The sequence below is a fragment of the Pantoea sp. 18059 genome (assembly GCF_902706165.1).
GTDB lineage: Bacteria > Pseudomonadota > Gammaproteobacteria > Enterobacterales > Enterobacteriaceae > Pantoea > Pantoea agglomerans.
Genome location: NZ_CACSJS010000009.1, coordinates 136,858 through 162,863, shown reverse-complemented (window position 1 = coordinate 162,863; position 26,006 = coordinate 136,858). Strand labels below are relative to the sequence as shown.

Annotated in this window: 18 protein-coding genes; 13 read left to right on the top strand and 5 right to left on the bottom strand. The window is 53.2% G+C overall.

Going from position 1 to position 26,006, the window contains the following annotated elements; all coding sequences use genetic code 11:
* Window positions 1-1,250: 1,250 nt before the first annotated feature.
* Window positions 1,251-2,324 carry a RepB family plasmid replication initiator protein gene (locus tag GVJ63_RS20100; protein ID WP_010256943.1) on the bottom strand — a complete coding sequence of 358 codons (1,074 nt, stop codon included), beginning with the start codon at window positions 2,322-2,324 and terminating at the stop codon, window positions 1,251-1,253.
* A gap of 2,061 nt (window positions 2,325-4,385) precedes the next feature.
* Between GVJ63_RS20100 and GVJ63_RS20095 the strand changes: the two genes are divergently transcribed.
* The 7 genes from GVJ63_RS20095 (at window position 4,386) to GVJ63_RS20065 (ending at window position 13,276) form a co-directional block, all read left to right on the top strand.
* Window positions 4,386-5,588, top strand: a complete 1,203-nt coding sequence (locus GVJ63_RS20095; protein ID WP_010256940.1) for an AAA family ATPase — start codon at window positions 4,386-4,388, stop codon at window positions 5,586-5,588.
* Window positions 5,585-6,556 (top strand): ParB family protein, encoded by a 972-nt coding sequence (locus tag GVJ63_RS20090; RefSeq protein ID WP_122889906.1) that lies wholly within the window; start codon window positions 5,585-5,587, stop codon window positions 6,554-6,556. The genes GVJ63_RS20095 and GVJ63_RS20090 overlap by 4 nt, the downstream gene beginning before the upstream one ends.
* Window positions 6,557-6,775: 219 nt before the next feature.
* Window positions 6,776-7,702: an aminoimidazole riboside kinase gene (locus GVJ63_RS20085; protein WP_022624231.1), complete on the top strand. Its 927-nt coding sequence runs from the start codon at window positions 6,776-6,778 to the stop codon at window positions 7,700-7,702.
* Between the two features lie 157 nt (window positions 7,703-7,859).
* On the top strand, window positions 7,860-9,395 hold the full coding sequence (locus tag GVJ63_RS20080) for a carbohydrate porin (RefSeq protein WP_159227292.1): 1,536 nt from the start codon (window positions 7,860-7,862) through the stop codon (window positions 9,393-9,395).
* A gap of 67 nt (window positions 9,396-9,462) precedes the next feature.
* On the top strand, window positions 9,463-10,833 hold the full coding sequence (locus GVJ63_RS20075) for a sucrose-specific PTS transporter subunit IIBC (protein ID WP_010256928.1): 1,371 nt from the start codon (window positions 9,463-9,465) through the stop codon (window positions 10,831-10,833).
* Complete coding sequence (locus GVJ63_RS20070) at window positions 10,833-12,242, top strand: sucrose-6-phosphate hydrolase (protein WP_159227291.1); 1,410 nt, start codon at window positions 10,833-10,835, stop codon at window positions 12,240-12,242. The genes GVJ63_RS20075 and GVJ63_RS20070 overlap by 1 nt, the downstream gene beginning before the upstream one ends.
* A 29-nt stretch (window positions 12,243-12,271) precedes the next feature.
* A complete protein-coding gene (locus GVJ63_RS20065) occupies window positions 12,272-13,276 on the top strand; it encodes a substrate-binding domain-containing protein (protein WP_033759898.1) in 1,005 nt (334 codons plus the stop codon).
* A 20-nt stretch (window positions 13,277-13,296) separates the two neighbouring features.
* On the opposite strand, the gene GVJ63_RS20060 is transcribed toward GVJ63_RS20065, so the two are convergent.
* Complete coding sequence (locus GVJ63_RS20060) at window positions 13,297-14,487, bottom strand: cytochrome P450 (RefSeq protein WP_159227290.1); 1,191 nt, start codon at window positions 14,485-14,487, stop codon at window positions 13,297-13,299.
* A 22-nt stretch (window positions 14,488-14,509) separates the two neighbouring features.
* Entirely contained in the window at window positions 14,510-15,055 is a 546-nt protein-coding gene (locus GVJ63_RS20055) for a chorismate mutase (RefSeq protein WP_158132448.1), read from the bottom strand.
* Window positions 15,056-15,437: 382 nt separating this feature from the next.
* Here GVJ63_RS20055 and GVJ63_RS20050 point away from each other — a divergent pair, with 382 nt between their 5' ends.
* Window positions 15,438-15,683 carry a hypothetical protein gene (locus GVJ63_RS20050; protein WP_010256916.1) on the top strand — a complete coding sequence of 82 codons (246 nt, stop codon included), beginning with the start codon at window positions 15,438-15,440 and terminating at the stop codon, window positions 15,681-15,683.
* Between the two features lies 1 nt (window position 15,684).
* Here the strand turns inward: GVJ63_RS20050 and GVJ63_RS20045 are convergent, their stop codons facing one another.
* Entirely contained in the window at window positions 15,685-16,596 is a 912-nt protein-coding gene (locus GVJ63_RS20045; RefSeq protein ID WP_064689867.1) for a GNAT family N-acetyltransferase, read from the bottom strand.
* Window positions 16,597-17,114: 518 nt separating this feature from the next.
* On the opposite strand from GVJ63_RS20045, the gene GVJ63_RS22275 reads away from it, so the two are divergent.
* Both GVJ63_RS22275 and GVJ63_RS20040 read left to right on the top strand, forming a co-directional pair.
* A complete protein-coding gene (locus tag GVJ63_RS22275; protein ID WP_010256913.1) occupies window positions 17,115-17,288 on the top strand; it encodes a hypothetical protein in 174 nt (57 codons plus the stop codon).
* A gap of 398 nt (window positions 17,289-17,686) precedes the next feature.
* Window positions 17,687-19,270 carry a diguanylate cyclase gene (locus GVJ63_RS20040; protein WP_010256910.1) on the top strand — a complete coding sequence of 528 codons (1,584 nt, stop codon included), beginning with the start codon at window positions 17,687-17,689 and terminating at the stop codon, window positions 19,268-19,270.
* A 24-nt stretch (window positions 19,271-19,294) separates the two neighbouring features.
* Here the strand turns inward: GVJ63_RS20040 and GVJ63_RS20035 are convergent, their stop codons facing one another.
* Complete coding sequence (locus GVJ63_RS20035; protein WP_029519685.1) at window positions 19,295-21,076, bottom strand: GGDEF and EAL domain-containing protein; 1,782 nt, start codon at window positions 21,074-21,076, stop codon at window positions 19,295-19,297.
* A 347-nt stretch (window positions 21,077-21,423) separates the two neighbouring features.
* Between GVJ63_RS20035 and GVJ63_RS20030 the strand changes: the two genes are divergently transcribed.
* From GVJ63_RS20030 to GVJ63_RS20020, 3 genes are all read left to right on the top strand, one after another.
* Window positions 21,424-22,857 carry a methyl-accepting chemotaxis protein gene (locus tag GVJ63_RS20030; protein WP_159227289.1) on the top strand — a complete coding sequence of 478 codons (1,434 nt, stop codon included), beginning with the start codon at window positions 21,424-21,426 and terminating at the stop codon, window positions 22,855-22,857.
* 361 nt (window positions 22,858-23,218) lie between these two features.
* Complete coding sequence (locus tag GVJ63_RS20025; RefSeq protein ID WP_010256895.1) at window positions 23,219-23,458, top strand: hypothetical protein; 240 nt, start codon at window positions 23,219-23,221, stop codon at window positions 23,456-23,458.
* A 405-nt stretch (window positions 23,459-23,863) separates the two neighbouring features.
* Window positions 23,864-25,999, top strand: a complete 2,136-nt coding sequence (locus GVJ63_RS20020) for a bifunctional diguanylate cyclase/phosphodiesterase (RefSeq protein ID WP_033759888.1) — start codon at window positions 23,864-23,866, stop codon at window positions 25,997-25,999.
* The last annotated feature ends 7 nt before the right edge of the window (window positions 26,000-26,006 follow it).

The window sequence follows — 26,006 nt, the reverse complement described above, 5'->3', positions numbered from 1 at the left end:
CCCCCGCGCCCCCATCGGACCCGTTCTTGTGACAGGGATAACGGCAGCGCCTTCCTGATGGTTCTGGCCATACCTTAATCTCTGTACTCATTCTGGCTTAGCTCTATTTGATAACCACTGTAGCGAGTAAAGTTACCTGTTTAACTCTTCCAGTAAGCAAATCAGTGGCGGATCCTTTTTAGGATCGAACTTCATCGCCTATCCACTGTAGCGAGTAAAGTAACGATATTCAGGGTTCGGAAACCACTGTAGCGAGTAAGCAGAGCAAGTAAATCGTCATCCGTCCTTCTAAATTGCAGCGCGAAGGCGCATTAGCCTTTGTTTCAGGTACTCCAGGTACGGTTTCATTCAGTCATAACCACTATAGCGAGTAAAAAACCGATCTCCCTCTCAACAATGAATTTTGACCCTTGATTGCAGAATCCGCCCTGTGTGGGTCCTCGCAAAGGTGCTTTTATGAATGCAGCTAAGCTCTTTAACTGCAAAAATCTGAAGCACGGCACACCGTTTAACGGCTGTGGCGAGTAACCATTTTTAGGTGTGGGAATTTGGCAATTTAACAGGAAGTCTTTTACTGACAGTGCAATAAATGATAGTGAGTGCTTACTCTATTTAAGGTAACCACTATATCGAGCATAGGCCAGTGACAATAACAACCACTATAGCGAGTAAGCTCCTCATTTCTGCTCCCAATTAACAACCACTGTAGCGAGAATATCGCATTCATCAGCGCCAGTATCTGATCATTAACTGAACGCTTTAGCGATAAAACAACCTCATAACCACTGTAGCGAGTAGTTTACTCACCCTGGATGGACAAAACGGAGATGAAAAAGCGTGGTAACGGAGGAGATAACCACTATAGCGAGTAGAGTAATGACACCAATTCCCCTGCACAGCCTGCTTGAATACTTCATGACGGGCGTACTTTCTGTGCTGTGATCAGGTAAGTAACCACTATAGCGAGTGAACATTGGGTCTCATTCTGGCTATTACGCTTTTGAGGCCGCTCTTCCGGGAGAGACTAACCACTATAGAGAGTAAACACAGCACCGGGCTCAATTCAGGTCCTGCCGATGGAGAGTGATGAATAGCGCGATTAGCCCTGTTCAGACAGGCGTTACGTATGTTGCTGTCGTGCTGGTAACCACTATAGTGAGTAACGTTACTCGCTACAGTGGTTATTGCGTTTCAGCCCGGCGTTCCCGATAAGAGATTGAAAGCGGAGTAGCATGCTAGCAGAAAGCGTGTCATTGCTTCTTCTGCTTCCTGATTTTGTTCAGTAGCTCTTTTTCTTCACGCGAGACCATCACCAGCTCACTGCTATCCTCTTCAATCACCGGTTCAGGCAGGCTGACGTCAATTACGTCGGAATCGATATCAAGATCGTCAAACTCATCCATCTCATCATCGATCAGGCCTGACTTACTGAGCGGCAGTTCGGCCGGGCGCAGCTTAGGATGACGGTAATGAACCCAGAAGTAGACTGATGAGCCACGTCGGGTTTCGGTGTAGTCGAGATAGCCGATCTCTTTTAACTGCTCCATGGCCTTTCTGACGGTGGCATTCTGGGTAATCACACGCGATGTCAGGTTAAGTCTTGCGCGCAGACGCGCCATAGATATCGGCGCAGGCTTCGGCGGAAGGCTTTCAATGAAGGTGTAGAGCGCCTGAGCAGACTCTTTGCGTGCCAGCTCATTGATGGCTTTAAGCTGCAGCAGAACCTTTCTGTCGAACTGATACAGCTCAAAGATCTTGGGATCGGCCTGCAGCGTTACCGTGTCCTTCTTGATGCTGTATTTCGCAGACTGCACCAGGTGCGTCGTGTAGTTCTCTCCGCCCTTGCTGGTAAAAGTCAGGGTGTTAGAGGCAATACGCGTCAGCGAAGCATCCAGACGGCTCCTGAGCTTCGAGGAGAGACGCACTGAGGGTATGCCGCATAGTTTGGCAAATTCAACGAAAGAGAGCGTTACCGTGTCTCCCAGACACTCATGCGTAGCGAATGCACGAATGATCCCGACCCAGGTTTTGAAATCATTATCCATATCCAGGCGGGCACCCAGAATCTTAATGTTGTCATAGCCTTCTGACCTGACCAAGGATAACTGTTTAAGATCCTGGGTCACATCCATGGCGTTCATCTGGTTTTTCTGACTGCGCGCTGTGGATTTTAACGTCGGAACAAATAAACCGAGTCGCATCAATGCTACCGGCTGGACGGTGTTGTTACTGTTGGGGGTAAGAGTAACAACTTCACCTGTACGTTTATCTGTTTCGCTAAACGCATCAGCTATGTTCAGGATATCTGGTTCTTTTCTTGGCATTAGGAAGATCCGTGATGTGAACAGGCGAGAGCCGCTGTTACTCGATACAGTGGATACTATCACTCACTACAGCGGTTAATCTACTTACCATAGTGGTTATTTCTCTCGATATAGTGGTTGTTTTACTCGTTATAGTGGTTAGCGACCCGGCTTTAACGTAGTCATACCGTGGCCTGAGGCGGTGCTGGGATCTTTAAGGAACTTAATAAGGATCTTAAATGGATCTGTTATTGGATCTATTCAGTGGATAACCTGAGAAAACTAACTGAAAAAGAGTCGAGCCACCGCCCTCCCCCTTTACTGGATCTCCCTCTTTCATCGCAAGCACTCTGGAAAAAGCCGTCATCTACACATAATCAGGGTTATGCACACCGATTCAGACCACTTACTCGCTATAGTGGTTGTTGAGTACTCGCCAGCGCGGTTGCTTTTCTCGCTATAGTGGTTGTTATACTCGTTATAGTGGTTATTCTTCTCGCTACAGTGGTTACTGACCCCCTTCCAGGCCTTGTGTCACAAGGCTTCAGACGCTGCAGGGATCTGTTAAGGATCTCAATTTGATCTATTGAGGATCGACCAATTGGATCTGGCCTGTGGATAACGGGGATAAAACACACAAAACAAAGAATTAGCTGAGAGTCCCAGTCAGAAGTGATTTTCACCTTCAGTTCTGAATGTGCGGTTTATCAGAAGCACGACTGAGAAGGTCTTTTACTGCTAAAACGATCTAACGCTGAGCATAGGTAAGACTGGAATGTTGCATACACCTATAACCATTAAATCTTTAGGGTTATAAGTTTAAATCAGGCCTCAGAAAATCGGTCAGTGAAAATACAGAAAACTCACCATGATGTTAATCGCCTATCTATTTGATAAATAATGGATTATTTTTTATTTTCATGATGAAAACACCATAAGATTCTTACTTAACGTAATATCTTTGTTTTGTCAGTACTCAGAATCTGTCAGACATACTAAAAAGGCACTTAAAATAACTTTCCCGGAAGAAGTTAATAAGGCACCAGTGAAGGAACAACAGGAAGAACAGGAAGAACAGGAAGAACAGGAAGAACGACAGTAAGAAAAATGCGTTCGGCATAATAACTTAAACTAATAAATAGGCTTAGCGTGAATGAAGTAATTTCAGGAATGTAAGAATGACATGAAGATGAAGAGATAGTATCCGGATCTGAATCAAGCACAGTAGAGCGTTAATTCTGACTGTCCGGCATAGCTACATTATGGTGACTTGCCCCAATTAATATTGCTCTAAGCCTTGCCGCATTAAGCCTGTTCTCTACTCCTACTCCTACTCATGCTCTTAAATCGGCAGTCTTAACTCTTCGATGATTTTGATTCGTGACATCACATAATGATGAAGGGAATTAAATCCCTCTCTTTTCTGGATTAAGCCTTGCAATAAAAACCCTATGCGGAAAACGCCTGACATTATGTTGACAGGCAGCAACACAGATTATGAACGATACATAATGACAAGGCATAAAAGGTATAGATTTGGAAGCAGTGATCTTAAGTTAGCAATGATAACGGTAACGATTACTTGCGCACTTTACCGTTATACCTACTCCTTCAGGTTCAAAAGCACTGTAATAGCTTCTGAGTAAAACTTTACGTCAGCAGTAAATGTTGAGTGAAAGTGCATTAATCCTGGAAATTTTTCACCAGGCTATTTCACGCTTAATTAAATGATTTATAATAACTTTTATTGAATTTTCATGCTGAAAACACCATTAAAAAAACACGAAAACAATTTAACGAGCAACCTGCAGACTGGCAGATGATTTATCAGAATCGGAATGCACCGCTCCGAATCATTAGTCCTTAAAATATTCGTTTAATGTCGCCATTTTAAGTTATCTGTCTCAACCAGCCTGTAAGACAAAAAAGCAGAGCGATTCACTTTCCCGTGATTCACAAAAGTAATGCTGCTTGCATCTCACCATCGCGGAGAAAAAATCCAGGTTTTTGGCATTTTTCTAAAAAATTGGCAGATATGTGCTTTTTGTGTAGTATGCAAAAAACATTAACGCAGAGGGGCTTATGAAGCGTGATTATGGTGGAGTGCTGGAAATGGCCACACGTGCCAATTCCATGTTACATGGACTGAGTAACCATATTGAGCAGCAGCGTCAGGAATTTAACCAGACCGGTTTTTACCAGACCTTCTCCCGGAATGCTGTCGCCAACATGCCATTGCTGAGTAAGCATGCTGTTGTCGCCGCAATTGGTGATATGGAAGCAGCAGGTTATCAGTTTGGGAAAAAACAGACCGGCAGCACCTCACAATATGCCCTGACTATCCAGAATGTGGTCGACATCTATCAGCATCGTAAAGTACCGAAATATCGTGATCGGCACGATGGCCCCTTTGTCGTATTCGTTGTCAGCCTTAAAGGTGGTGTCTCAAAAACAGTGAGCACAGTCACGCTGGCCCACGGTATGCGTGCACATCCTTCTATGTTACATAATGACCTGCGTATTCTGGTTATCGACCTGGATCCACAGGCATCAAGCACGATGTTCCTGAGCCATACCAACAGTGTCGGTTCAGTTCTGGAGACGGCAGCGCAGGCGATGCTGAACGATCTGGATGCTGACCAGCTTCGTAAGCAATTCATTAAACCTACTGTCATGCCCGGCGTTGATGTGATCCCAGCCTCTATCGACGATGGTTTTGTTGCAAGCGACTGGGAAGAGCTGGTTGCTGAGCATCTGCCAGGCGTTGCGCCTTCGGAAGTACTACGCCGCAACGTGATTGATCGTCTGGCGGGCGACTACGATTTTATCTTCCTTGATACTGGACCTCACCTTGATTCATTCATGCTGAATGCAATTGCGGCCAGTGATGTATTGCTGACGCCGACGCCTCCTGCACAGGTCGATTTCCACTCCACCATGAAGTATCTGACGCGTCTGCCTGAAATGCTGGAGCGTATTGAGTCCGAAGGCATTGAGCCACGGCTTAAAGCCAATATCGGCTTTATGTCCAAAATGACTTCTAAACACGATCACCTGACTTCGCAAAGCTATGCCAGGGAAGTGTTTACTAAATCGATGCTCGACTGCAGCCTGCCGCGACTGGATGGATTTGAACGCTGCGGCGAATCCTTTGATACGGTGATCAGTGCCAATCCCTCCTCTTATCCGGGCAGTGCGGACGCTCTGCGCAAAGCTAAATATGAAGCCGAGCAGTTCTCAAGGGCTGTGTTTGACCGCATTGAATATATCAGGAGTACCCTGTGAGCAAACCTATACAGCGCATCGGGCGCAAGTTTGGTGATTCTGCTATCGCAAACATGATCGACAGCAGCAGCCAGTCGCGCACATTTACGCTGAAGTCGGGCGCGAAGGCCACCTTTGTGCGCCAGCTAATCCTGCATGATGATATTGAAACCAGAACTAGCGTTGACCCAAAAATCAACGGACGTGACCAGAGCACGCTGACGCCGGAATCGCTTCAGGAGATCACCCGTACTATTACGCTGCAGCAATTTTTTCCGGCTATTGGTCGTGTCAACGGTGACCGGATTGAAATCATGGATGGTTCGCGCCGCCGCGCCGCATGCATTCTTTCCGGTGCCAGTCTGGAAGTACTGGTCACCGCTGATGAACTGAGCCTTAGTGATGCGCGTCAGCTGGCTGCGGACATTCAGACAGCAAAAGAGCATAACCTGCGTGAATTAGGCCTGCGCTTTATGCTGATGAACGAAAATGGCATGAGCAAAACAGAGATTGCTAAAGCCGAAGGCATCTCAAACGCAAAGGTCTCACGAGCGTTCCAGGCCGCAGCCGTACCCGCTGAATTTATTGAACTCTTTCCGGTCGTATCAGAGCTGACACTTCAGGATTACCAGCTACTGCTCGATGTCTGGGAAGAGGCGAAAGCGGAAGCGGTTGATGTCACCGCGCTGGTCAGCGATATTAAGCAAACGCTTAAAGCTGATGATTCCCTGCTAAGCGCCAATGCGGATGAGAAGAAGAGCGCGATTCTTAACGGCTTTAAAAGCGCCCGTCGTCAGTTAAAAAAACCTGCACCCGTCAGCAAGACGGTGACGGAAAAGCTGGCTACCTTTGCCACAGCTAATACCTATGCGCGTCGTAAAACTAATGATGAGAAGCGCACTGTGCAGTATGAATTCAGCCGTCTGCCAAAAGAGATTGCTGAACAGATCGACGCGTCAATCAGACAGATACTCTCCACATTAAAATAATCCTCTTTACGTTTTTGATACCAGAACCGGCCTCTGTGCCGGTTTTTTAATTCTTTCCTCCACCGGCCTCCCGACAGTGCAATCCGCATCTTATCTCTTCGCCTGATAACGACTTCTGTTAATTACGCATCATTTCCGCAGGGTAATACTTGAACTCAGCACGGTTTATCGCTATAGCTAAAACGGTTTAGCTATCAGGTTTAATCAGAGGAGTTTTTTATGTCTGTACGCGTATGGTGCCTCGGGGATGCCGTGGTTGATTTGCTTCCCGAAATGCCGGGTCGCCTGATGCAGTGTCCGGGTGGGGCGCCCGCCAATGTCGCCGTTGGAGTTGCCCGTCTGCAGGGAAACAGCGCTTTTATCGGGCGGGTAGGGGATGATCCCTTTGGTGAGTTTATGCGGCAAACGCTCATTGAAGAGAAGGTTGATACCCGCTACATGATCGCTGATACGCAGCACCGCACTTCAACCGTGGTGGTCGGATTGGATGACCATGGCGAACGTTCCTTTACCTTTATGGTGAGGCCGAGTGCTGACCTGTTTCTTGAGGTGCAAGACCTGCCCGTATTCCGGCACGGGGAGTGGCTGCACTGCTGTTCGATTGCCTTATCAGCTGAACCTTCACGCACGGCGACCCTGACTGCCATGGAGCAGATCCGGGCAGCAGGCGGGCATGTCAGTTTCGATTTAAATCTGCGTCATGACCTCTGGCCCGATCCGGAACTGCTGCATGCGGTGGTGAACGAGGCGCTGAGCCATGCGGACGTGGTTAAACTGTCCGACGAGGAACTCAATTTTCTCTGTCCGGATCAGGAACCGGCTATCACCATGCCGCAGCTGGCAGTGCGATTCAGCATAAAATTATTGCTGGTCACGCGGGGCAGGGAAGGTGTGATCGCCTGCTATCAGGGCCAGCTATACCACTATGCTACTTCGCCCGTGGCCAGCATCGACACCACGGGCGCAGGTGATGCCTTCGTGGCCGGATTACTCTGGGGGCTGGCTAAGTCGGGTCTTCCTGCCGATGAATCGCAGCTGGCCATCTGCCTTACCAGTGCACAACGCTGCGGTGCACTGGCAACCACGGCTAAAGGGGCCATGACAGCACTTCCGCGGCTCCACCAGCTGGACGACCTGCCAGGCTGATTATCTTATTGCCCCTGTTTTGGGAGCTATCTCACAATCACTAAACCGGTTTAGCAATTTTCATTGCGCAGGGAAATTACCCGTGGCTATGATTTGCGCCTAAACCGGTTTAGCAAAAAATCCGGTGATGATAGCCTCTCTTCAGGGACATAAAAAAATGAAAAAAAGCACGTTAGCAGTGAGTCTCTCAACGATATTACTTTCCACATCAGTCTGGGCCGACTCCAGTATGAGCAGCATTGAAGCACGCCTTGCGGCCATGGAGCAGCGACTGCAGGCAGCCGAGCAGCGAGCGAATGCAGCGGAAACCCGCGCACAGGTCGCGGAGAAACAGGCACAGATGGCTGAGAAGCAGGCACAGCAGCTGGCTGCCGTGCAACAACAGACCCAAAACTCCACCGCTGAGGTCGCGCAGCGCACCGCGAAACTGGAACAAAAATCAGCCGATGAAGGTGGCTTCGAGTTCCACGGTTATGCCCGTTCAGGATTGCTGATGAACAGCTCGGCCGCCAAAACTCAGGGTGGCCCGACCGTTACCCCTGCCGGGGAAACCGGCGGTCACGTTGGTCGCCTTGGTAATGAACCGGATACCTACGTTGAGCTCAACCTCGAACATAAACAGACGCTGGACAACGGCGCAACCACCCGTTTCAAAGCGATGCTGGCCGATGGACAGCGCACCTACAACGACTGGACAGCCGCCAGCAGCGATCTCAACCTGCGTCAGGCGTTTGTCGAGCTCGGGCAGCTTCCCACCTTCAGCGGCGCATTCGGTAACGCCACGGTCTGGGCCGGTAAGCGTTTTGATCGCGATAACTTTGATATTCACTGGATCGACTCCGATGTGGTGTTCCTTGCCGGTACCGGTGCCGGTATTTACGACATGAAATGGAGCGATCAGGCGCGCAGTAACATTTCCCTTTATGGTCGTACCTTTGGCGACATTGAAAACAATGAAAACACTGCGCAGAACTACATCCTGTCGCTGAATAACTTTGTCGGGCCGGTACAGCTGATGGTCAGCGGTATGCGGGCAAAGGATAACGACGATCGCCGTGACATCGACGGCCTCAGAGTCAAAAGCGATGCGGCAGAAACCGGCGTACATGCGCTGCTTGGCCTGCATAACGACAGCTTTTATGGGCTGAGAGAAGGCACGTCGAAAACTGCACTGCTCTATGGTCATGGACTGGGCGCAGAGGTGAAGTCGATTGGTTCTGATGGCGCACTGTTGCCGGAAGCGGACACCTGGCGTCTGGCGAGTTACGGTATTACCCCGCTGGGCGGTGGCTGGCACATTGCACCTGCTTTACTGGCTCAGCGTAGTGACGATCGTTACGTCAAAGGTGACAGCTATGACTGGGCGACAGTCAACCTGCGGCTGATTCAGGAAATCACCCAGAACTTTGAGATGCAGTATGAAGGCTCTTATCAGTACATGGATCTGCGTCCCGAAGGCTACAACAACCGTAATGCGGTCAGCGGCAGCTTTACCAAACTCACCGTTGCGCCAACCCTGAAAGCCGGTGATGTCGGTGACTTCCTCAAACGTCCGGAAATTCGTCTCTTTGCAACCTGGATGAACTGGGATCACCGGCTGGATAACTATGCCAGTGACGACGCCTTCGGCAGTAAAGGATTCGATGCCGGTGGCGAATGGAACTTCGGCGTACAGATGGAAACCTGGTTCTGACCGGGCGGCCCCGGATGCCGGGGCCAGAGATCAGGATGGATAAAAACATAACAAGATTGAGGTGTGTATGGACTATGTAAAAATATCGCGGGCATTGCTGCCCCTGCTGGGTGGTAAAGAGAACATCGCCAGCGCTGCTCACTGTGCCACCCGGCTGCGGCTGGTGCTGGCGGATGATGAAAAAGCGGATACGACCGCGATTGGCCGGATTGAAGGCGTTAAAGGCTGCTTCCGCAATGCGGGCCAGCTTCAGGTTATCTTCGGCACCGGCGTGGTGAACAAGGTCTACGCTGCCTTTATCGCCGAGGCGGGCATCAGTGAATCGAGCAAATCTGAGGCCGCTGATATAGCCGCACGTAAGCTCAACCCTTTCCAGCGCATCGCCCGCCTGTTGTCGAACATCTTTGTGCCGATCATTCCGGCGATTGTGGCATCAGGTCTGCTGATGGGCCTGCTGGGGATGGTCAAAACTTACGGCTGGGTCAATCCGGAAAATGCGCTCTATATCATGCTGGATATGTGCAGCTCGGCGGCCTTTATTATCCTGCCGATCCTGATTGGCTTTACGGCTGCCCGCGAGTTTGGTGGTAACCCGTTTCTTGGTGCGACACTGGGCGGCATTCTCACTCATCCGGCGCTGACCAACGCCTGGGGCGTCGCCGCCGGTTTCCACACCATGAACTTCTTCGGCATTGAAGTGGCGATGATTGGCTATCAGGGCACGGTGTTCCCGGTGCTGCTGGCGGTCTGGTTTATGAGCATGCTGGAAAAGCAGCTGCGTCGGGTTATCCCGGATGCGCTGGATCTGATCCTGACCCCGTTCCTGACGGTGATTATCTCCGGCTTTATTGCGCTGCTGATTATCGGTCCGGCAGGTCGTATGCTGGGTGATGGCATCTCCTTTATTCTCAGTACGCTGATTGCGCACGCCGGCTGGCTGGCAGGACTGGTGTTTGGTGGACTCTATTCGGTGATTGTGATTACCGGCGTCCATCACAGCTTTCACGCTATCGAAGCCGGGCTGCTGGGCAATCCTTCCATCGGCGTGAACTTCCTGCTGCCTATCTGGGCGATGGCGAACGTGGCTCAGGGCGGTGCCTGTCTGGCCGTATGGTTTAAAACCCGCGATGCGAAGATCAAAGCGATTTCGCTGCCTTCAGCGTTTTCCGCGCTGCTGGGGATTACCGAGGCGGCTATCTTTGGTATTAACCTGCGCTTTATGAAACCCTTTATAGCGGGTCTGGTGGGTGGCGCGCTGGGTGGTGCCTGGGTGGTGTCGGTCCATGTTTATATGACTGCGGTCGGGCTGACCGGTCTGCCGGGCATGGCGATTGTCCAGGCGGGCTCTCTGCTCAACTATGTCATCGGCATCGCAATCGCGTTTACCACTGCGTTTGTGATCTCTTACCTGCTTAAATACAAAACGGATTCTGAATAATGGCCTCATCAACACGTCTTGCCGCCATTCTGCAGGCGGTGATGCAGGGTATGCCAAAGGCGCTCATCGACAGCCACTACCCTGGCTGGCATCTGGCACCGGTAACCGGGCTGCTAAACGATCCCAACGGCTTTATCCATTTCGACGGTGAATATCATCTCTTCTATCAGTGGAACGCCCTGGAGTGCGCGCATCAGCAAAAATGCTGGGGACACTGGCGCTCAGCCGATCTGCTGCACTGGCAGCATCAGCCCATCGCCCTGATGCCGGACGAGGAGTATGACCGCAGCGGTTGTTACTCGGGCAGTGCGGTAGAGGATAACGGTGTACTGACGCTGATCTACACCGGTAATGTGAAGTTTGATGATGGTTCGCGCACCGCGTGGCAGTGTCTGGCGCAGCAGAACAGCGCGGGCGGTTTCGACAAACTCGGTCCGGTTATCGCCGTACCGGAGGGTTACACCGGCCACGTTCGCGATCCCAAAGTGTGGCGTCATGAAGATCACTGGTACATGGTGCTGGCCGCGCAGAATACCCAGCTGCAGGGCAGGGTGCTGCTGTTGCGTTCTGATAATCTGCGCGAATGGCAGAATCTCGGCGAGATTGCAGGCAGCGAACTGGGCGGGCTGGACGCCGCTGGCTACATGTGGGAGTGCCCGGATATGTTCACCCTCGGCGACAGCACGTATCTGATCTGCTGTCCGCAGGGTGTTGTGCCTGAAGAGAAACGCTACCTGAACAGTCACGCCTGCGCCTGGCTCAGTGGCTCGCTGGATTATCAGCAGCCTGCCTACCTGCATGGCCCGCTGAACGAAATGGATGCCGGGTTTGAATTCTATGCACCACAAACCACGCTGACCGCTGACGGCCGGCGTCTGCTGGTGGGCTGGATGGGAACGCCAGACGGTGAAGAGATGGCCCAGCCAACCGTGGCGCATCACTGGATCCATCAGATGACCTGTCTGCGCGAGCTGAGCTCCCGCAATGGCCGGCTCTGTCAGCAGCCGATTGCAGAACTGCAGGCGCTGCGGGAGAGGGAGCTGCACTATCAGGGCCGCGCCGATGACGCGCCGCCGATCGCCGCGCAGCGGCTGGAGCTTGAGCTGGAGAGCCTGGGCGATATAGAACTCAATTTCGCCGATACGCTGATCCTGACGTGGCAGCAGAATGAACTGCGGCTTGCCCGTCGCAGCCTGGTATCGGGTCAATGGACCTATCGTTACTGGACAGGGGCTGCACGCCGGTTGCAGATCCTGTGTGACCACTCCAGCGTTGAGATCTTCATCAACGACGGGGAAGGGGTGATGAGCAGCCGTTATTTTCCGGACCATCCGGCGATGCTAACCCTGCGCGGTCGCGCAGAACTGCAGGCCCGCTACTGGTCGTTACGTCGCTGCATGGTAGAATAAGCCCTTGTTTCACTAACCGATGCCTTGCCGTGAGAAAAACCAAACGCGTTACCATCAGTGACATCGCCGGGCTGGCTGGGGTTTCTAAAGCCACTGCCAGCCTGGTGCTCAACGGCCGTGGCGAAGAGTTACGGGTGGCGAAGGAGACGCGTGAGCGGGTTCTGACACTGGCCCGGGAACACCATTATCAGCCCAGCATACACGCCCGTATGCTACATGACGCCCGCAGTCATACGCTGGGGCTGGTGGTGCCGGAGATCACCAACCACGGCTTTGCGGCCTTTTCCCATGCGCTGGAAAATCTCTGTCGCGCCGCCGGTCTGCAACTGCTGATCTCCTGCACCGATGAAAATGCCGGTCAGGAGATGGCCGTGGTCAATAACCTGGTGGCGCGTCAGGTCGACGGGTTGATTGTCGCCTCCAGTATGCTGAGCGACAGCGACTATGTCAGCCTCAGCGAACAGCTGCCGGTGCTGCTATTTGACCGCCACATGAACAATACCAGGCTGCCCTGGGTCATCACCGACTCTGTGACGCCCACCGCTGAGCTGGTCGAAAAGCTGGCGCGCACCTGTCCGGAGGAGATCTACTTTCTTGGCGGACAGTCTGACCTCTCCCCGACCCAGGATCGTCTGGCGGGATTCAAAGAGGGACTGATGCGGGCGGGTGTGACGCTGCGGCCGGAGTGGATAATTCAGGGTAACTACCATCCCGGCAGTGGCTATGAGATGTTTGCCGCGCTCTGTCGCAGGCTGGGACGCCCCCCTAAAGCGATGTTCACCGCCGCCTGCGGTCTGCTGGAGGGAGTACTGCGCTACATTAGCGAGCATAACCTGCTGACCAGCGACATCCGCATTGCCAGTTTCGACGATCACTATCTCTATGATTCACTCTCCATTCCGATCGACACGGTTGAGCAGAATGTCCCGGCACTGGCGCAGGCCTGCTTTTCTATGCTGACCACGATGATCGCTGGTGAGGATCCCGCTGACAGTCAGCTTATCCTGCCCGCCACGCTGCGGCTGCGCGGTTAACCGCCGGGCGTTGCAGTGCTTTACCATTCGACCGGCAGGGCGCTGACGCCGCGCAGATTAGCTCTGTGGTTGCGGCGAACGCCAGCGGCCACGGGCCGCATCTCTGGCAATCGCGTCAGTAATACTTCCAGCGCCACCTCCATTTCTGCCAGTGCCAGCCGGTAGCCCATACAGTGATGTATACCGCCACCGAATGCCAGACAGCGCCCCTCATGCCGCCGGATATTCAGCCGTTCCGGAGAGGTAAATACCAGCGGGTCGTGATTGGCTGCACCAAGGCTAAGGAAGAAGCGGGTTCCGGGCGGGATGAGCTCTCCTGCCACCTCAATCTCTTCCAGAGTCGTGCGGTAAAGCATCTGGACCGAACTGTCGTAGCGCAGACATTCCTCTATGGCATCGGGTATCAGCGCATGATTCTCCTTCAGGCTCGCAAGTTCCTGCGGATGAGCATGCAGGGCCAGAATGGTGTTGCACAGCATGTTTGACGTAGTTTCATGACCGGCAAGAAACAGCAGTATCACATTGGCGATGATCTCATCGTGATCCAGCCGGTCGCCGTCACTGCCGCTGCGCAGAAAAAGCGACACCAGATCGCTGGCGGTGCTGTCACGTCGGGATACGATCACGGCACTGAAGTAACTTTCCAGTACGGCAAAAGCTTCAGCGGCTTTCAGCAAATCCGCCTGACTGATTTGAGGATCGAAAACCCTGACCAGCGCAGAGGTAAGGCGACCCAGTTCTGGTGCATCAGATTCTGAAACATCCAGCATCCGGCAGATAATGCGCACCGGTAGCGGAAAAGCGAATGCCTGAGCCAGATCGCAGGCACGACGCCCTTCCAGTTCATCAACCAGTTCATTGGCTATCGTCAGCGCCATCTCCCGAAGAGATTTAATCTCCCGGGCGCTGAACGCCTTCATAACAAGTCCTCTTAACCGGTTATGATCGGGTGGGTTCAGCACCAGAAACATTCTGCTGATACCCTGAAACAGCGGCAGTCCGGTTGCATCATCACCAAATCTTACTCTGACACTTTCCATATAATTTTTACCGACCCGCCGGTCGTTCAGCAGGGCGTCCACCACGGCGTGACTGCCGCTGATGATGATCTTATCTCCGGCAGGGATAAGCGGTCCCTGCTGATGCAGTTTTCGATAAAGGGGAAAGGGATTATCAGAGTAGTCGGGGTCCATGAGTTCATGAAGCTGCATAGCGTACTCCGCTGATTGAGGATTAGTGCTGGCGCTGAATGCGGGAGAGGGAAGCGAACAGGCTGTTTTTATCACTTTCACTGAGGTGAGGTGCCGTGAGGTGTGACATCAGAAATTCTTTGTCCTCCTGCGAGAAGGCGCCAGTCATCAGGCGCTGGCTGATCGCCGTCAGGAGCTGGGTATCCAGCTGTTGTATCTGCTGTCTGGTCTCGGCCAGATCCCTGACAGGAACAGCGCTGTCTGGTGATGAGAGCCAGTCAGCCCGATAGCGATACTGGATCGCCTTGCTGGCGTTCATCAAAGCGTGCACAAACGGCTCCACGGAGTGGGGTTCAAGCCCGGCCTGTTGTGCGTTTTTCAGCATGTTATCCAGCACCACCTGTTCCCGTGGCAGATCCTCAATAGGTAAATGATGCAATGCTTTATAACCCGCCACCGCTTTCATTACCTGCATCCGTTCGTTGAGTGAGGTAGAAAGCGCCCCAAGAGAGACGGATGAGACTGAACCTGCGAAAACGTTACTGCACATAAACAGTGAAGAGAAAAAAATTGCCACAAAGTGAGTCATTTGCCTGCTCCATAAATGAAAACTGGCACTAATTTATGCATGAAAAAATAACTATGTGTGATTATTTTGTTTTCAAAATGTGAATCACAAGGCGGGTCAGTGAAATGAGAACAGGTCATTAATTTTAAAGTTATTTTTTATCTTTATGGTCATTAAAAATTCACATTAATTTGCAATGCTGGCGGGTTGATTGGATATGACGTTTGAATGGATTCCCCCCTGATGCAGGTGGCGTTGCGCCATTTACGTCATCTCTGTGATGCCAGAATGAGTTTACGAGGCATGCCGGGTAGTGCGCACAGGAAAGCGCCATGCCGATCAGGGTTCAGGTATAATATGTTCCGCGAGTGTGGCCGTTTTTTAGCAGCAAAACGAGGTAGGTATGTCTGTATCCGAAGCTACTACCGGTGGTAAAAGTGTCGCGGCGTTAGTTGAGAGCCTGGAAAAACAGGCGGCAAAACGTTCAGACGCGAACTGGCACGAAGGTCTGAAAAGCAGCACCAAAATCGCACTGGAAAAAATTAATGGTGCGTTTGCTGCAAAATGGATCAGCGCAGACGAGAGCCTGAGCCTTAAGCAGCGCGTTTACAGTGTGCAGGATAAGTTGATTGAGCTGGCTTTATGGTGATTTAAATTGCCTGTCGGCCGGCTCGTAAATCGGCAGGGGTAAAAAACTGATATTTCAGCACGCAGCGTCGCCCGGCATTTTGCGCGCTGCGCAGTGAAGGGGTGTTACCCGGCAGAATGGTACCGGTCAGCAGTGCCTTCTCACCATAATGATGATGAAGCTGCTGCAGCAAACGCTGCTGAGCGCGCGCGGCGAGTCCACGGCCCTGATAAGCGGGCATAATCACCTCATCCATAATCTGAAACCCCTCAATAAAGGTCAGTCGCCGGGGGACACAAATCATCAGCCCTGCCACTATTCCCTGCCAGATAATCAGAAACACATGTCCCGCGGCGATATCCTCCCGTAATTCCTGCCTGCTGGTTGCCAGTAGCTGATCGCGCAGATGCGGCAGCGTGTGCCAGCTGGCACGATAGGCGCGGTTAATCGCCGTGATACAGGCGGGATAATCCTTCCGGCGGGCTGTCACCAGTGAAATATCTTCGTCGACAGGAACAGAGAGTGAAGCCAGGTCGCTGAGGAAAAGCAGTTGATCGGTTATACCGATGTCAGGATAAGTCGCAGGCAACAGGATGCGCAGCTTCAGAGGTTTCAGCGGCTGCCATGCCTGCATAATGGCGCTAGCGACCCTGTAATCGATGATGCCGTCACGCGCAACAACCTCAATAAAGGGCTGTGCAGGATCGCCACCCAGATAGCGCGGCCCGGTGAGATAACGCTGGCCGTTTATCGTCAGTTCTCGCTGCAAAAAGGCGTGCTGGGGCAGACCGGTTTCACGCCATGGAAAGGCGGAAGAAAAATGGTGATCGTGGCATCGTGTCTGCTGCTGCGCCAGCCAGCTGGCAAGCCAGTCGCTGAGACGTTCAGATGAGACAGGAACAGTACGGTAGAGCGACACCATATAATCCAGCATAAGATTCCTTATTGCCCGCCGTCAGTGATCTCCTGCCTCGCTCCGCGATACATCTGTACCGTTACCGGATTGCAGATGAGGCTGATGAGAGTGTAAACGATGTGCTCTGTTTATGACCATCTCAACCTCTCAGCCAGCACCATTACATCCCCTCTGCATGACGGCTCTGGACCTGCCAGACGGTGCAATGCTGACAATGTGAGCAGGTATACGTCATCTTCTGCGATCGCTTATCGTCGCCACCCTCTGAGCTGCATTAAACATGGGTTACGATCTATTCGGGTCTGGCTGGATTTCGTATACATGGTCAAATTAATTGATGAAATAAGGCAGGTTTGCCCAAAAATTTAAATGGGAAATAGATGCGAAATTTTTACGTAAATAATACGGAATCAGATAATCGGCAGCCGATAAATGGATTATGATAAAGAGGATTTTCAATAATTATAAAATGTTCGATCTTTTTAACACCCGGGGGTTACATGGTTCATATTGATTTATGCACCCAGGAGGGCGTGATGAAAGCTTATGCTTTTCAGACGCCGATGCAGGCAATGACCCTGCTGGAAAAAATTAAAAATGATGAATTTCAGTGGTTTAATCTGGAGTGGGAAGGGCGCCGCTATACCTGTCCGCATCATTTTATTAAAAGGCTCAGCAGCCGCTCTTATATTAAATCGTTCTGGCGTTAAATTCGCTTAAAAGATAAGGCTGATGCACAATTACTTATTATTGATGCAGGTTTTATTTAACTGTTCTACGCATATTTTTAACGTAATGATAAACGGGGCAGAGCCTGCCCCGTTATTTTCAGCGACCATATGGCGTTGTTATCACGGTCAGCGGTAATAATAGTGCGTCATCTGCACAGATACCGGCCTGCTCAGTATCATTATTACCGCTTAATCATTTTCTGCTGTTGCTTATCAGGGCTATCGAAACGCTAAACAATCCTTTATGCAGGGCTGGACGGTTGTGTGCTGCGCCCGGCAATGCGCCGTGATCCTGTGTAAATCATCTTCTGTTCGGCCCTTGACGTGAAACGTCTACTGTTACACTCAGATGACACTTAATCCGGATCCCGATTGCAATGCCCCATGAAAAAATGCGCCTTCGCTCGCTGCTGACTTTGCTTTCCATCGGGGGCGTCATTCTGACCTCCGGTCTGCTGCTGAGTGCGCTGCTGCTCTTTCAGAAGGCCAACATCGAAGACAGTCTGCTTGAAGGGAACATTGCCTATGCCCGCAAGCTGGCTGATACCACCGATCGTTACCTGGCGACAGCACAACGGGAACTGGCCTGGAGTGCGTCGCAGATCAAGGGGCTCAGTGATATTAAACGACTGGAAGGAGAGAGCGATCGCCTGCGAATGCAGTCGGGCTTTTTCAACTCGGTGGTGGTGGTAAATCATGATGCCATTATTGCAGCAACCTCACCCGATAGTCTGAATCTTATTGGCGTGAAGCTGCACTCACTTGCCAGCCTGCAGGCCATAGCGACCCAAAAGCCTTTTATCTCTGCTCCTTTTATCTCCGCGGCCGGTAACTATGTGGTGTTTTTATCACAACCTCTGTTCAGCGAAGATGGCCGCTATCTGGGCTACATTGGCGGGACTATTTATCTCAAGAAACAGAGCATGCTGAGCGAAATCCTGAGCCAGCATTTCTATTCCAATGGTTCAACGGTCAGCGTGGTCAGCAATGAAGGGCTGATTATTTTCAGTCATGACGCGGCGCGCGTCGGAACAAAGATGCTGCTGAGTCTGGCACTGCAGAAACGGCTCGCCACGACAGAAAGCGGGCATTTCACGCTGGAGAGTGAGGGACAGCACTATCTGACTGGCTATGGCACACTGCATAAAACCGGCTGGAACGTTTTTATTACCGGCACCTCTGAAACGGTCAGGCATATTCTGATGCGCACGGCAGAAAGCGCCGTCTGGTTCGTTCTGGGCATTATTGCCGTAACAGCGGCCATTATTGCCTTTATGGCCGGTCGAATCGCCTCTCCACTGGAAAAGCTGGCGGACAGAGTGCGCGATGGCGGCAGCGAAGCCCAGGCGGAATCTCTCGCCACGGTCAAAACCTGGTATTACGAGGCTGATCGGCTCAAAGAAGCCGTGCAGGCGCATCGGCACGCCGTTGCGGGTCATCTTGCCGCGCTAAACGATGAAGCGATGACCGATCCGCTGACCGGGCTCTGCAACCGACGCGGATTTTCGGCGCTGGCGGCGCAGTCAGACAGTGAGCATGAACAGTGTGCCATCGCCATTGATATTGACCATTTTAAGAAGATAAACGACTGGTACGGGCATGACGCGGGCGACGCGGTTCTGGTGAGCCTGGCAGCGTTGCTGCGTCAGGCCTGTCGCACCGGCGATATTGTCAGCCGGTTTGGTGGCGAGGAGTTTATTCTGCTGCTGCCGCATACCACGCTGGCTGATGCCGTCCGCACCGCGGAGCGCATCCGTGAGACCGTCAGCGCCACCACCTTTCCGTTTGCCGGAACGATGACCATCTCAGCCGGGGTGGCTTCACGGAGCGATCAGGATAGCGATCGCGACTCTCTGCTGCGGCGTGCCGATGAAGCGCTTTACGAAGCAAAAGCCGCCGGGCGTAATACCGTCATCATTGCCGGAGCTGAGGAGTTCAGCGCGTCTGATTCGGCCGGGTAAGATTCCGGGGTGTGTGGGACAGGCTCAGCACTTACTGCGTAATCGCCAGCCGAGCCACTCATCCAGTGCCGCTTCCGGCAGCGGCCTGGAGTAGAAAAAGCCCTGCGCCTGGTCGCAGCCGAACTCGGTCAGCGCCGTAACGGTTTCTGCATTCTCCACGCCCTCAGCCAGCACCATATAATCGAGATCTTTAAGCATCGCAATAATACTGCGGGCGATGACGCGCGATGCGGTGTCAGATGAAATTTCGCTGATCAGTGAACGGTCCAGCTTGATCACATCCAGCGGAATGCGCCGCAGATAACTGATGTTGCTGTAGCCGGTACCAAAGTCATCCAGTGAAATACCGAATCCACGAAGTTTCAGCATCTCAAGCCCCCGCATTGCGGTCGCGCTCTCCAGAATCCGTTCCGTCTCCAGACACTCAATGCCCAGCAGCGAAACCGGGAGCTTCGCCCTGATCATCTGCTCTTCCAGCTCGTCGGCAAAACCGTCACGTGAAAAATCGCTGCTGCTGACGTTAATGGTGATGGGCAACTGAATATAGCTGTTGCGCAGCCGGGAGAGCCGGGCGATTGCGTGCTCTGTCACCCAGGTGGTCAGTTCGCTGAGCAGCTCGGTTTGCACGGCAAAGGGTAAAAACTGTGCAGGAGACAGTTCGCCGCGCTGCGGATGCTGCCAGCGGATCAGGGCCTCCAGGCCAATCGGCTTGCCGCTGTGCAGACAGATTTTAGGCTGATACGCCAGCCACAATCCCTTATCCTGGCGTATCGCGATGGCCAGGTCATGCATCAGGGTAAAGTCCTGCGTATGGCGCGTATCAGTGGCCTCGCTGAAAGGCATCGAGGCGACGTCGCGTGTGATGGCCTCGTGCAGCGCGCTGACCGCACGCCGCAGGATCTCCTGGGCAGGCATCTCCCCGGTATTGAAACTCGCCTCACCGGTGTGGGTCATCAGTGCAACCGACAGCCCATCGCCGAGATCCGCGCTGATCCCGGCCAGCTTGTTTGCCACCCAGTTGGCAGTGAGTCTGCTCTCCTGACGTGTCAGCAGGGCAAAGCGCCCGGTGGCTACGGTGTAGAGCATCTCTCCTGGCGCAGGCCTCAGGCGCAGCGGCAGCAGTGTCGCCACATCTTTCAACAGGCTTTCAACCGGTCCCATGCCCATTGAGCGCGCAAGCTCGTAGGCGCGCGGCATATCGATACAGTCAATCAGCACCAGCCGCCGTGGCGTGGTGTCACCGGAGGCGGCAAGAAACTGCAGGTCGCGAATCAGACGCTGGCGGTTGGGCAGACCGGTTACCGGGTCGGCAAAGCCAGCCGAGTACCAGGCCTCAAGAAATGACATCACCAGTGCCGCCAGCATCTTCAGCATGGCGACCTGATCCGCATTAAAGGGATGAGGCGCGGTGTCAGTCACGCACAGCGTACCCAGTATCAGACCTGTGCTGCTTTTAAGCGGTACGCCGGCATAAAAGCGAATAAAAGGCGCGCCAACAATCAGCGGATGCTCAGCAAAGCGGGTATCCAGCAACGTATCGGGTACTACCACGGTGCTGTCACTGTCCACTGCATGCCGGCAGAGCGAGTCCTGCCGGGAGGATTGAGTGAGTGTGAAATTTTGCGCAGCCTTAACATGCTGCATCTCATCATCCAGTACGGAGATAAAGCTGCCGGGTATACCGAGTGCCTGGCTGGCCAGTCGGACGAACTGTCGCAACACATCGTCACGACTTTCGTCGTTACTGCGCAGCGCGTGCAGGGTTCGCGTACGGCAATCGTCGCCGTCGCTGAGACTCATAAGCATGGATTCCTCCGCACCGGCTGATTACGGCGCGAAATTAAACAGAAAAATTAAAGGGTATGATGTCATGACTACAGGCAAATTCTGCAAAAAGAAAGAGTCATGACCATTTATTTTTTATCACACTGCACGGCATTGCTGGTCAGAATAGCAAATCACTTTTCTTTAACGAAATATTTTAGTAATCACGATTCTATTATTTTGTCGTTAAAAACTTTTAATTTCTTAAATATCCTGCCAGTATACAGAGTATAAACATAGTGCACTATATAATAATGCACTAAAGTAGATGACATAACTTATTTTTTATTTAATTTTAACTACACCAATGACAACATCGGGGAAACCTCATGAATTCACTCAGGCATTTCACTATCCGCCGCGTTGTGCTGTGGATGATGATCGTCTCACTGGGCATCGTCGTGCTGGCCGGTGGCTACAGCAGCCAGGTCGTGCGCGATATCTTTCGTCAAACCGATCGTTCAGCCGTTCTGACGCAGCAACTGAGCTTTCTGGCGCACAGCGCTATCGTCATGCAGAGCGGTACGCCAGCCGATAAAAACGCGCTTGTCGCCTCAACCCCGGCCGATGCTGACTGGGATAACGTCCGCGCGGCACTCACGACAACTCCCTCAGAATACGCAACGGTTGCCCGTGCGCAGCTGGACAAGGTGACGCAGCAGCTGGCCGGGAATCAGGCCCCGCTGAAGGCTGACCGGCATCGGCTTGAGGGCGTCTTGCTGGCAGCACTGCTGGCGGCAGTGGCGTTGCTGCTGTTTTGCGACCGCTATCTGGTCGTTCATCTGGTGCGTCCGGTGGGTAAAATTCGCGGTCATTTAAAAATTATTGCCGATGGCGATCTGACGCGCGAGCCGGAAGATCTGGGGCGCAACTGTGTCGGGCAACTGGTGCCGCTGGTCAAAGAGATGCAGCACAGTCTGTTGCAGACGGTCAGCGCTATCCGTGACAACGCAGCCATTCTTCATCGTGAAGCGGGGGACATTGCTGCGGGTAACGCCGATCTCTCCGACCGGACATCCACTCAGGCTGCTGCGCTGGAGCAGACCGCAGCCAGTATGGAGGAGATTACCGTCACCGTGCGTCACAATGCAGAGAATGCCCGTGAGGCACGTGAACTGGCTGCCAGCACCACGGATACGACTCAGCAGGGCGTGGAACTGGTTCAGTTGGTATCGGCAGCCATCACCAGCATCGCTCAGGGATCAGAAAAAATCCGGCAGTTCACCACCACTATTAATGGTATTGCGTTTCAGACCAACATTCTGGCGTTAAACGCCGCTGTAGAAGCCGCCCGTGCGGGTGAACAGGGCCGCGGCTTCGCGGTAGTCGCCAGTGAGGTACGCTCACTGGCACAGCGAAGTGCTGCTGCCTCTAAAGAGATCGAAGAGCTGATTGCCGATACCGTGGCACGCGTTGACGATGGCCGGCGGGCGGCTGAGAGCGCAGGAACCACCATGGAGGCCGTGCTGCGCGGCGTCGGCGGCGTGAATGAACTGATCGGACAGATTGCGCTGGCTTCGGATGAACAGAGCAAAGGGATTGCCCAGGTCACGGTCGCCGTTGCAGAACTTGACCGCGTAACGCAGCAGAATGCGACGCTGGTTCAGCAGGTTTCGGCGACGGCAGGCAGTCTCAGTGGACAGACTGAAAAGCTGGGCAGCGTGATTACGCGCTTTACCCTGCCGCATCGCCCTCTTGCCGTAGAGCCTAAACGCGTCATGCCTGCTGAAAAAGGCGGCTGGGCAACGTTTGCGCGGGCATAGCCTGAACGTATTTTTTCTGAACTGTAGATAATGTCTGTCCGGCACGGAATAACGATTAATATTCACTCTTTTTAAAAGAGGGATGAAACGGTCATTTTTTGTGACTGTGATTGACGTTGATCATCATTCGATCAACGCCACCATTCAGAATGGCAATTACTATTCTCAGCGGTGCAAAAATTATCCGGGCAGCGATTTAAATATAATTCAGGTTATTTTCTCTGTTTTTACTGGTGCGTTACGCTTTCCTGATAAGTGTAAAACGCCGGGCTGTTAAAACTTAACTCAAATTTATGTTTTGGCCGCAGGCGTGTACTTCCGCCCGGCCATCTCGCCGGGGCACCGTATGCGGAGCGTTTATATGGGAAATCAGATTTTACAGCGGCCTGTCGCCGTCCAGCACAACGTGCGTGAGCTGCGACTTGCGGCCGGTCTCTCTCAGGAGATTGCAGCCGAGCGTTTCGATCTTAGCCAGCGTGTCTGGCAGACGAAAGAAGCATCGAAAAATCCTGCGCTGCTCAGTCAGGGAGAGTATGAACTGCTGATGCTGCTCGCCGGAGAGCATCCGCACTATCAACTGGTACCAAAGCTGAAAAAGTAAGGCGTTCATCCTCTGTTTTCTCTTAAGTAAAGTCATGTCGGGCCGATATAGAGAGCTAAGCGAGGCGCATTACCGCCTGTCTGATCTGCTCTGGCCAGATAATCCTGGGCGGTCCGCCGCACTCTCTCTGGCAGGCATAACGTGTTAACTGATGCCTCGCTGTCTGCGGTGTCAGCTTTATCGGACTCAGCGCGGCAACCTGTTGCTGCCGGGTTTACTGACGGGCCTTTCTTCCGGCAACGGATCGGCAGCGAACTCTGCGCGTTCTGTCTGATTGAACGTGTCCTCTTTATGCTGTGTCAGGCCAGCCACAGCAGATAACACCAGAGGAGAGTTACGCTGAAACGTCCAGTTTATCATGATGCCGAGGCGGCTCGCCTCGACGCACTTAAGCAGTATCATCTGATGGATTCACCGCCGACCGATGCGCTGGATCGCCTCACTACGCTTGCCGCGCGGCTGTTTCGGGTGCCGGTCGCTTTTGTCTCGCTTATCGACGAAAAGCGGCAGTTCTTCGCCTCCCGGTACGGTTTAAATATTTCAGGTACGGCACGCAACGTCGCCTTCTGCCACCATACGCTGGCGCAGGGCGATATCCTCTGCGTGCCCGATACGCTGAAAGATCCGCGCTTCCGCGACAGTCCGCTGGTTCACGGCTACCCCTTTATCCGCTTTTACGCGGGGATCCCGCTTTCGACCCCGGATGGGCATCATATTGGCACGGTCTGCCTGACCGACAGCCATCCTCGTGAGCCGTTAACTGCAGAGGATCGAAAGCATCTGAACGATATTGCTGCACTGGTGATGGATCGCATGGAGATGCATCGTCTGGAGTTATTGCGCTACACCAGCCAGCAGCGACTCGAGGCGATCTCATCCACTTCGCCTGACGCCATTGTCTGCACCGACCTTCGGCGTGGCATAACCTTCTGGAACCCGGCCGCCACCGCGCTGTTCGGCTACAGCGCAGAGGAGATGCGCGGCCAGTATATCAGCGAGCTGATCCCTGCTCGCTGCCAGGCTGACTACCGTAATGAACTGGTCCGGATTACCTCTGACGAAGCGGCTATCTCGCACCCTCGCTCTTTGCAGATATGGGGTGTCACGCGTGAAGGTCGTGAATTTCCGGCAGAGGTCTCTTTTTCGGGCTGGCGTGAAGAGGGCGAACGGCTGGTGGGCATGATCATCCGCGATGTCACGGCCCGCTATGAGAGTGAGGCGCGGCTCTGTGAGCTGGCCTCACTGGATATGCTGACACGTCTCGCCAGCCGCAGCGCGTTTATGGATCAGGTCGGCCAGCTGACCAGGGCGGGCGTCCCCTATACGTTACTGATGACCGATCTCGATGGTTTTAAAGAGGTTAACGATACGCTGGGGCATGCTGCAGGCGATGCGTTGTTGTGCCACGTTGCCGAACAGATTCGTGCGGTCTGCGCCAGTGCCGTGACGGCTGCGCGCCTGGGTGGTGATGAATTTGTGATCCTGTTAGCAGGCGGCAGCGCAGAGGCGGCGATCACGGCGGAGAAACTGATTGCGGCCGTTCAGACGCCGTTCCGCTATCACGACTCACCGGTGGTGGTCGGTGCCAGCACCGGCATCGCCTCCTATCCGGAGCACGGCAGGGATCCCTCTTCGGTGATGTCCGCCGCAGATCTGGCGCTCTATCGCGCCAAAGCGTCGGGTAAAGGCTGCAGCATGCTGTTTATGCCCGCGTTTCGTGAAGCGGAGCAGCAGCGGCGCCGTTTTGAGCGCGAACTGGAAACGGCGGTGCGGCAGCAGCAGTTCACTCTTTACTATCAGCCCCGCTACGACGTTGAAAGCGGAAAGCTTATTGGCTGCGAGACGCTGGTGCGCTGGCAGCATCCGACGCGCGGGCTGCTGTTGCCGGCTGAATTTATCGGCATGCTGGTTAAAAGTCCGCTTTCAGTCACGCTGGGTGAATGGATCATCCGCAGTGCTCTGGCACAGGTCCGGCAGTGGCAGGTTCGCTCTCCTCAGCTTCGCGTCAGCATTAACCTGTTTCCGCGCCAGCTGGCAGGGAACAGCCTGGAGACGGTGATACGTGAGAGTGCCGGAGGCGATGCCGGTTTTGTTGAGCTGGAAGTGGATGAGCCACTGCTGGCCGTGCTGATGCAGGATATGCCGGTTCAGGTTGACGCCGTACGCCGAACGGGAGCCTCGTTCGTTATCGATCATTACGGGCGTACGCTGGGGGCGATTAACCTGCTGCGCTATAGCGTTGTGACGGGTTTTAAAATCGATAAGTCGATGACGCACGAGCTGGGTTCCAGCATGCGGGTGCGTATGATGTTCCGGGCCATTACCGCGCTCGGCAAAAGCCTGGGTATCCGGGTGGCCGCCGAAGGGGTGGAAGACAAAGAGCAGATCGCTTTTGTTACGGCCGCCGGATGCGACATTATGCAGGGCAATGGCCTGTGCCAGCCACTGACGCCGGCGGACTTTGAGGCGATGCTGTGCGGAGAGGAGCACTGTGCGCCCGCTATCGCTATCGCCAGCGGTTATGACGTTACGCCACGCTAATCGGTCT